This window comes from Stenotrophomonas sp. 05L414_2 (assembly GCF_056397905.1).
The window spans coordinates 1-8,242 of sequence record NZ_JBFTOJ010000171.1 but is presented as its reverse complement, the minus strand read 5'-3'; the positions used below and the strand labels follow the sequence as shown (position 1 = coordinate 8,242).

Sequence of the window (8,242 nt, the reverse complement as noted above, 5' to 3'; positions counted from 1 at the left end):
ACCTCAAGGTCCTGTGGCACCCGTGCACGCAGATGCGCGAGCATCCGGACACGTTGCCGCTGGTGCCGATCGCCCGCGGCGAAGGCGCCTGGCTGATCGATCACGACGGCAACCGCTACCTGGATGCGGTCAGCAGCTGGTGGACCAACCTGTTCGGCCATGCCGAGCCGCGCATCGGCGGTGCCATCGCCGCCCAGGCCGGACAGCTGGAACAGGTGATGCTGGCCGGGTTCGGCCACGAGCCCGCGATCACCCTGGCTGAGCGCCTGTTGGCCCTCGCGCCGCGCCAGCCCGGCCGCGCGCCACTGGCCAAGGTGTTCTACGCCGACAACGGTTCGGCCGGCGTCGAAGTGGCGCTGAAGATGGCCTTCCAGTATTTCCAGAACCGCGGTGAGACCCGGCGCACGCGCTTCGTCTCGCTGGAAAACGGCTACCACGGCGAGACGCTGGGCGCCCTCGCACTGGCCGACATTCCGCTGTACCGCCGGGTCTACGCGCCGCTGCTGGCCGAGGGCCTGTTTGCGCCCTCGCCTGACGCCTACCTGGCCGAACCCGGGCAGAGTGCGGCCGACCGCGCACGCCAGGCCGCCGATGGCCTGGCCACGCTGTTCGACCAGCATCCGGGCGAGATCTGCGCCGTGATCCTGGAGCCACGGCTGCAGTGTGCCGGTGGCATGCGCATGCACGATCCGGCCTATCTGCAGCGCGTGCGTGAACTGTGTGATGCCCATGGAGCGTTCCTGATCGCCGACGAAATCGCCACCGGCTTCGGCCGCACCGGCACGATGTTCGCCTGCGAGCAGGCCGGGGTGATGCCGGACCTGCTGTGCCTGTCCAAGGGCCTGACCGGTGGTTTCCTGCCCTTGGCTGCGGTGCTGGCCACGCAGGCGCTGTACGACGCCTTCCTTGATGATTCGCGCGAACGTGCCTTCCTGCATTCGCACAGCTACACCGGCAATCCGCTGGCCTGCGCGGCGGCGCTGGCCACGCTGGACATCTTCGGCGAGGACGATGTGATCGCGCGCAATCGCGGCATCGCCTCGGTGATGGGCACCTTGGCTGCGCCGTTTGCCGACCATCCGCACGTGGCCGATGTGCGCCAGGCCGGAATGGTGGTGGCCTTCGAACTGACCCGCAACGGTGACAAGCGCACGCCCTTCGATCCGGCCCTGCGGCTGGGGCTGCACGCCTACAAGGCGGCGCTGAAGCGCGGCGTGGTGCTGCGCCCGCTGGGCAACGTGCTGTACTGGATGCCACCGTACTGCGTGGACGATGAACAACTGGAGCTGCTGGCGCATACCACGCTGGCGGCCATCGACGAGGCGATTGCATGCGCGTGACCCGCTGCCCCATCGACCTGGCGCTGCACAGCGGCCAGACCGTGACCCTGCCGGAAGAGACGGCCAACCACCTGGTGCGGGTGATGCGCCTGCGCGAGGGTGATACCTGCGTGCTGTTCAACGGCGATGGCCATGACTACACCGCGACGCTGACCATGGCCGGCAAACGCGAGGTACAGGTACGCATCGACGCGGTGCAGGTGATCGCCAACGAGTCGCCGCTGACCATCACCCTGCTGCAGGGCATTGCACGCGGCGAGAAGATGGACCTGATCCTGCAGAAGGCCACCGAACTGGGGGTGAGCGCCATCGCGCCGGTGAATGCCGAGCGCACCGAAGTGAAGCTGGATGCAGCTCGCGCGGAAAAACGCGTGGCGCACTGGAACAACGTCGTGCAGTCGGCCTGCGGGCAGTCCGGTCGTGCGCGCATTCCGCAGGTAGGACCGCCGCAGTCGCTGGCACAGGCCAGCGCGGCACTGCCCGCCGATACGTTGCGGTTGACCCTGGACCCGCTGGGAGCGCACCGGCTGTCGACACTGCAGGCAGCGCCGGCCGGCGGCGTGGTGATCGCCATCGGCCCGGAAGGTGGCTGGTCGCCGCGTGACCGTGAGCAGCTCGCCGCCGCAGGCTTCCAGGGCCTGCAGCTGGGCCCTCGCATCCTGCGCACGGAAACCGCAGGCCTGGCCGCGATCGCAGCGTTGCAGGCACGGCTGGGCGATCTGGGGTAAGGCTCCGGTCCGGTGGCCGCTGCGCTCGCCGGGCATCGCCCGGCGGATTCCGGTCAGGCCGTCAGCGAATCCAGCGCAGCTTCCAGCGCGTCGAGATTCGGCAACAGCGCGCTCTGTTCGCCCAGCAGCACGCGCATGTGCACGATGTCAGGCAGGTTTTCCTCGGACGCGTCGGCCAGCAGGCCATCGCGCGGTACCGAAATCAGCTGCGGGAAGCTCTGCGTCAACAGCGCGTAGTAGGGGCGCTGCGGGTTGCCGTTGAGGGTCTTGAGCACCACCACCTTGTTGTGGCCGGCCACCGTCTCTTCGCCCAACCCGGAGAGCCGTGCGAACGACACCAGGGGCACCTGCCAGCCGTGCCAGCCGATCTCACCCACCAGCCAGCGCGGCGCGTCGGCTACCGCCTGCACCGGCACCCGCGACATCATCTCGGCCACGGTTGCATTGGGCAGCAGGACCCGTTCGGCACCGGCCGAGATCAGGACGCCACGGATCTCATCATTGCTGGCGTAGCTCATGCGGCATCTCCGTCGTCATCCAGGCCCCAGCGCGCGGCGATCACCTGCGCCAGTTCCTGCGGTTCACCGGCCACCATGCCGGCGGCGACCACCGCCGTCGCCGCAGCCGGGTCGTAGCAGCCTTCGCCCACCTGCCCGGCCACCCAGGCACCGGCGGCGGCGAGGTCCAACGCCGGGCCCACATGGGCCAGATCGGCACCGCTGAGCAGCACCAGCGCGCTGTGCTCGGCCGACAGCGCGGCAATCGAGATGCCCTGCGCTTCGCTCTGGAAATACAGGCCATCGGCAGCAGCGTGCACGCCGATGTCATCGGCCAGCACGTGCACTTCGCCAGCGGTGGCGCGCTGGCCGGCTTCGGCCAGCTGCACCGGCAGCGGCGATACGCGCGCCATCTGCTTGACCAGGTTGCCGTAGCGGCCGCCGTCCAGGCGCATGTGCACCAGCACCGGCACGGCCAGCCCGCTGGGCAGTGCAGCGAGCAGGCGACGCAACGCATCGGGACCGCCGATACCGGCCAGTACCAGCAGTGCGCCGGAGCGACTGCCTGCAGGCGCGGCAGCGTCCAGGTCGACCAGTGAAAGATGTCCGGTATCGAATGCAGGTTCCGCCGATTCGGTCGAGGTGGCAGCCGATGCAACTGCCGGCGCGTCGCTGGCCTCGTCAACCAGCGACCAGGCCGTGTGGTCGGTGAATACCGACGGCGCAGCTGCCGGTACCGGCGGCGGTTCCGGCGCGGCTTGCACAGGCGCTGCCGTTTCCGGCAGCACCGGCTGCAGCGCAGCCAGCGCCTGCTCCAGCGCGACGGGCTCGTGCAGGTGTGCCGGCGGCGAATAGAGGCCATCAGCCGGCACGTCGTCGGCCCACGAACGGGCCTGTTCCAGGTGCGTCTGCAGCGCGGTTTCCTTCGGCACCGGCGGCGTCGACGGCAGGCCCGGCTCCAGCTGCAGTGCCGGTTCGTCCTCGGCGCCGGGCGGCAGCACCTGCTGGTGGCCGTGCAGCTTGGCGGCAAGGTGACGGCCCCAGCGCTGCGCTTCCCAACCATCGCGACGCGCGGCCAGTTCAGCCTCATCGAACACCAGGGTCAAGCCGGGCGCCGACAGCGCCGGTTCCAGGCGCTCCAGCGCGTCTTCAATGGCCGCTTCCAGCGCGATCACCACGAACTGCGGGCGCGCATCATGCAGCGCCTGCGGTTCCAGCGTCATGGGATCGTCTTCCAGCACGATCTGCACGTCGGCATGGGCCAACGCCTCGCGCAGGCGCTCACGCGCCGCACCCGGGCGGGCCAGCAGGGCTACGGCCGGAACCGGATCGAGGTCACTCACGGACACGGGCAATCCCCAGCAAGTCGTACACGTTACGCATCAGGTCCAGCTCCTGGTACGGCTTGCCCAGGTAGCGCTGCACACCGATTTCGAAGGCGCGCTGGCGGTGCTTGTCGCCGCTGCGCGAGGTGATCATCACGATCGGCACGTCCTTGTAGCGCGGGTCGGCACGCATCGCGGTGGCCAGCTCGTAGCCGTCCATCCGCGGCATTTCGATGTCCAGCAGCATCAGGTCCGGCACGCGCTCTTCCAGCTGTTCCAGGGCTTCGACGCCATCGCGGGCGACGCTCACCTCGAAGTTGTGACGCTCCAGGATACGGCCGGTGACCTTGCGCATGGTCAGCGAATCATCCACCACCATCACCAACGGCACCTGCCGTTCCTGGCGGGGTGCGTTGACCAGCACCGGCGCGGTCGGGTTGGCCAGGAAACGACGCACCAGCGGGGCCACGTCCAGGATCACCACCACCCGGCCATCGCCGGTGATGGTGGCGCCGTAGATGCCCGGCACCGAGGCGATCTGCAGGCCCACCGGCTTGACCACGACTTCGCGGTTGCCCAGCACCTGATCGATCGCAACGGCGGCGCGCAGGTCGCCGGCGCGGACCAGCAGCAGCGGCACCTGGGCCTGGCCGTCAGCGCGTGCCGGGGCCTGGCCGACCAGACTGCCGAGGTCGTACAGCGGATAGTCTTCGCCACCGTACCGGTAGCTGCTGTCGGCTGCTTCGAAGCGCTCGTGCGACAGCCGGCCAATACCACTGACCGAGGCGACCGGCACCGCGAAGGTGGTTTCGCCGATCTGCACGAATACCGCCTGGGTGACCGCCAGCGTCTGCGGCAGGCGCAGGGTGAAACGCACGCCCTGGCCACGCACCGACTGGATGTCGACCGAGCCGCCGAGCTGGCGCACTTCGTTGCCGACCACGTCCATGCCGACGCCACGGCCCGCCAGCTGGCTGACCTGGTCGGCGGTGGAGAAGCCCGACGCGAAGATCAGGTTGTCCAGTTCCTGTTCGCTCGGCTGTGCATCGGCAGGCAGCAGGCCGCGGTCGATGGCGCGACGGCGGATCGCTTCACGATCCAGGCCAGCGCCATCATCGGCCACGTCCAGTACGATTTCCGAGCCCTCGCGGTGCAGGCGGATGGCGATTTCGCCTTCTTCCGGCTTGCCGGCGGCACGACGCTGTTCCGGCGCTTCCAGGCCATGGGCAACCGAGTTGCGCAGCATGTGCTCCAGCGGCGCGACCATGCGATCGAGCACGTTGCGATCGAGCTCGCCGTGGGTGCCTTCCAGGGTCAGGTGAACCTGCTTGCCGGTATCCATGCCGGCCTGGCGGACCACACGGCGCAGGCGCGGCACCAGGCCGTCGAACGGCACCATGCGCGCGCGCATCAGGCCATCCTGCAGTTCCGAACTGACACGCGACTGCTGCTGCAGGAGCGAATCGTACTGGCGCGACAGATCATCCAGCACGCCCTGCAGGCCACCCAGATCGGCGGCCGACTCGTTCAGCGCGCGGCTGAGCTGCTGCAGGGTGGAGAAACGGTCCAGTTCCAGTGGATCGAACTTCTGGTCGGCCTGGTCCTGCTCGCGCTGGTAGCGGGCCACGATCTGCGCTTCGGTTTCCAGGTCCAGGCGACGCAGCTGGTCGCGCAGACGCGCATTGGTGCGTTCCAGTTCGCCCATCGCGCCACGGAAGGCGCCGAGCTGCTGTTCCAGGCGCGAACGATAGATCGCCACTTCACCGGCGTGGTTGACCAGGCGGTCGAGCAGGTCGGCGCGCACACGCACCTGTTCCTGCTGCGGACGGGCCAGCGGGTCTTCCTCGCTGGAACCTTCCACCGGCAACGGTGCCGACAACGGGGCATCGACCACGGCCACGGCCGGAGCCGCCTGTGGGGCCTGCTCCGCCACGACGACAGCACTGGCTGCAGCTGCGCTGGCAGCGGCGGTGATGTCGGTGGTGGTGCGTGCTTCAAAGGCGTCGAGCAGATCCTGTGCCGGCTCGACGATGCGATGTTCGCCGGTACGGGTCAGCAGCTGGTGCAGACGGTCGAAACCGCGTTCCAGCAACTGCACATCACGACGTTCGATCTCGGTGCGCCCGCCAGCGACAGCCTCCAGCAGCGATTCGATGCTGTGGCCGAGATCACCGATGGCATTGATGCCCGCCATGCGCGCGCCGCCCTTGAGCGTATGCAGATCGCGCTGCAGGCCGGCCAGGGCTTCGCGATCCTGCGGCGCTTCGCGCAGCTCGCTGATCAGCCCATCGCAATGATCCAGCAGGTCCTTGCCTTCCTCGACGAAGATGTCGACCAGCTCGCGATCATAGATGCTGAAGTCGAGCAGGTCGGCGCTCTCTTCGGCTTCGGAGTCGGTCCGGGCTTCTTCGGTCTGGGCTTCGGGCAGGGGCGCATCCGCCGGTACCGCCGCATCGACGCTGTCGACGGCGACAGGTTCGACCTCGACCGCCGCAGCCTCCGCCGCGACCGGCACCACGATCATGCCGCTGTCCGCCGCGGCAGCCTGGCCCGGAGCATCTTCCAGCTCGAAGAAACGCGAGGGCGAGATGGCGTCCTGCGCCGTCTCCGCGGCCCCGACGTCTTCCACCGTCGCCGGGGACGGCTGGTCGGTGCTCTCTCCTTCACCGACCGCCGCCTCCCCGCCGACGTCCGCATCCTCGGCAAAGGCTTCCGCCTCGCCAGGCGCGAGTTCGCTGGCCTGCAGGCCGAGCACGGGCCATTGCCCGTCTTCGTCCTGGCCCTGCTCCTCGTCGATCACGTGCAGGCCGGCCTCGAGCGCGGCTTCCAGCGTGACCGGGTCTGCGAAGCCCGGCACAGCCATTTCATCCTGCAGGCTGGACAGCTCGCTGTCGAGCGGCAGCGCAGCAGCGTCTTCATCCACCGCCGTTTCAGGTGTGGATGGCAGCGGCGTATTCAGGTCGTTTGCGACATCCAGGACATCCGGATCGCGGTCGTCAACCGGCAGCGCACTGGCATCCAGATACGGCGACAGATCATCCGCCGCAGTCAGCGCGGTGTCTTCCAATGCGGTGTCTTCCGATGTCGCCACCGCCTGTCCGGCTTCAATTTCCGCGGCAACGAGCGTGGAAGCAGCCACTTCCAGCGTCGACTGCGGCGCCGGGCCGTCCGGCATCGACGGCCACCCTGCATCGAAGTAGCGCGACAGATCATCGCTGCCGGTCAATTCGGCGGACTCCAGGCCCGCATCGCTCAACGCGTCCTCGCTGACCTGCAGCGCCTCCAGCACCTCGGCACCGGTGTCGCGTTCGACCTCCGGCTCGATCTCTACCGCATGCCCCGGCTCGACCATGTCGGCGTCGGCGGCATCTGCTTCTGCGACCAGCGGAAGCAGCGGGTCTTCGTCTTCATCCTCGACGTCCAGCCCGGCCATCGGCCAGCGTGCTTCCGGCAGCTCGCCGGCCAGCGCCTGCAGGCGCTGCGCCAGTTCAGCCTGCGGCGCAATCCGCGGCTGCTCGGCCTGCAGCGCGTCCATGGTCGCGTTGATCGCCTGCGCGGTTTCGTCCAGGGCTGCCACGGCGTCATCACCCGGCACCACCTCGGCGGCCAGCGCGCGCTTGATGTACGACTCGGCGCCGCCAGTGACAGCGGTGATTTCCGGCACCTCGGTCATCGCGAAGGCACCGTTCATGGTGTGCACCGCGCGCAGCAACGCATCGCTGACCGGCTGTGGCGCCTGCTGCGCCGAGCGCAACCAGCCCTGCAGCGTGGCCTGGTGGAGTTCCACCTCGGCCTCCAGGATCTCACGCAGCACGCTGTCGATGTTGGCCGGGGTACCCGGCGCTTCAACAGCGCTCTGTGCGGGGGCATCGACATCCTGCACGGCGCTGTCCAGCGGCGCGGCAGCATCGGTCGGCGCCTCGGCCGTCGGCGCGGTGGCGCCCGGCAGCGCAACGTAGAACGTTTCTTCGCCTGCACCCACGCGATCGGCGATGGCCTGCATCGCCTGCAGGTCGACGCTGACCCGCTGGCCATCGCGCAGTGCCGCGTTCAACTGCGGCAGTGCCGTGTATGCGTGATCGACCATCGCCAGTACCGCCGGCGTGGGGGCGCGGGTGCCATCGAGCACGCGGTTGAGCATGCCCTCGATCTTCCACGCGAACTCACCCAGGGTACGTGCGCCGACGAGGCGGCCACTGCCCTTCAGTGTGTGGAAAATGCGGCGGATCGGCCGCAGCCGGTCCATGTTGTCCGGTTGCATGCGCCATGCCGGCAGCAGCGTGCCGAGATTGCCCAGCTCGTCGTCGAATTCTTCCAGGAACACCTCGCGGATGTCCTGGTCGATGTTCTCG

General features: G+C 68.7%; 5 protein-coding genes. 2 read left to right on the top strand and 3 right to left on the bottom strand.

Annotated features, from left to right (window positions below; genetic code table 11):
* Together bioA and AC1DJN_RS18400 are read left to right on the top strand one after the other, a co-directional pair.
* Positions 1-1,340: adenosylmethionine--8-amino-7-oxononanoate transaminase (gene bioA, locus AC1DJN_RS18405; protein ID WP_478039700.1), on the top strand; the 1,340-nt coding region annotated here is incomplete at its 5' end.
* Positions 1,331-2,068 carry a 16S rRNA (uracil(1498)-N(3))-methyltransferase gene (locus AC1DJN_RS18400; protein ID WP_442251820.1) on the top strand — a complete coding sequence of 246 codons (738 nt, stop codon included), beginning with the start codon at positions 1,331-1,333 and terminating at the stop codon, positions 2,066-2,068. The genes bioA and AC1DJN_RS18400, both read left to right, overlap by 10 nt.
* A gap of 53 nt (positions 2,069-2,121) precedes the next feature.
* Here AC1DJN_RS18400 and AC1DJN_RS18395 read toward each other — a convergent pair whose 3' ends face one another.
* The 3 genes from AC1DJN_RS18395 to AC1DJN_RS18385 all read right to left on the bottom strand — a co-directional run.
* Positions 2,122-2,586: a chemotaxis protein CheW gene (locus AC1DJN_RS18395; protein ID WP_025877758.1), complete on the bottom strand. Its 465-nt coding sequence runs from the start codon at positions 2,584-2,586 to the stop codon at positions 2,122-2,124.
* Positions 2,583-3,914 carry a chemotaxis protein CheB gene (locus AC1DJN_RS18390; protein WP_032974989.1) on the bottom strand — a complete coding sequence of 444 codons (1,332 nt, stop codon included), beginning with the start codon at positions 3,912-3,914 and terminating at the stop codon, positions 2,583-2,585. Before AC1DJN_RS18390 ends, AC1DJN_RS18395 begins: the two co-directional genes overlap by 4 nt.
* The coding region (locus AC1DJN_RS18385) for an Hpt domain-containing protein (protein ID WP_478039697.1) at positions 3,901-8,242 on the bottom strand (4,342 nt) is incomplete at its 5' end. The genes AC1DJN_RS18390 and AC1DJN_RS18385, both read right to left, overlap by 14 nt.

Coding starts and splice junctions, on each gene's coding strand:
- AC1DJN_RS18400 (WP_442251820.1), top strand. CDS start 1,331: ATGCGCGTGACCCGCTGCCCCATCGACCTGGCGCTGCACAGCGGCCAG.
- AC1DJN_RS18395 (WP_025877758.1), bottom strand. CDS start 2,586: ATGAGCTACGCCAGCAATGATGAGATCCGTGGCGTCCTGATCTCGGCC.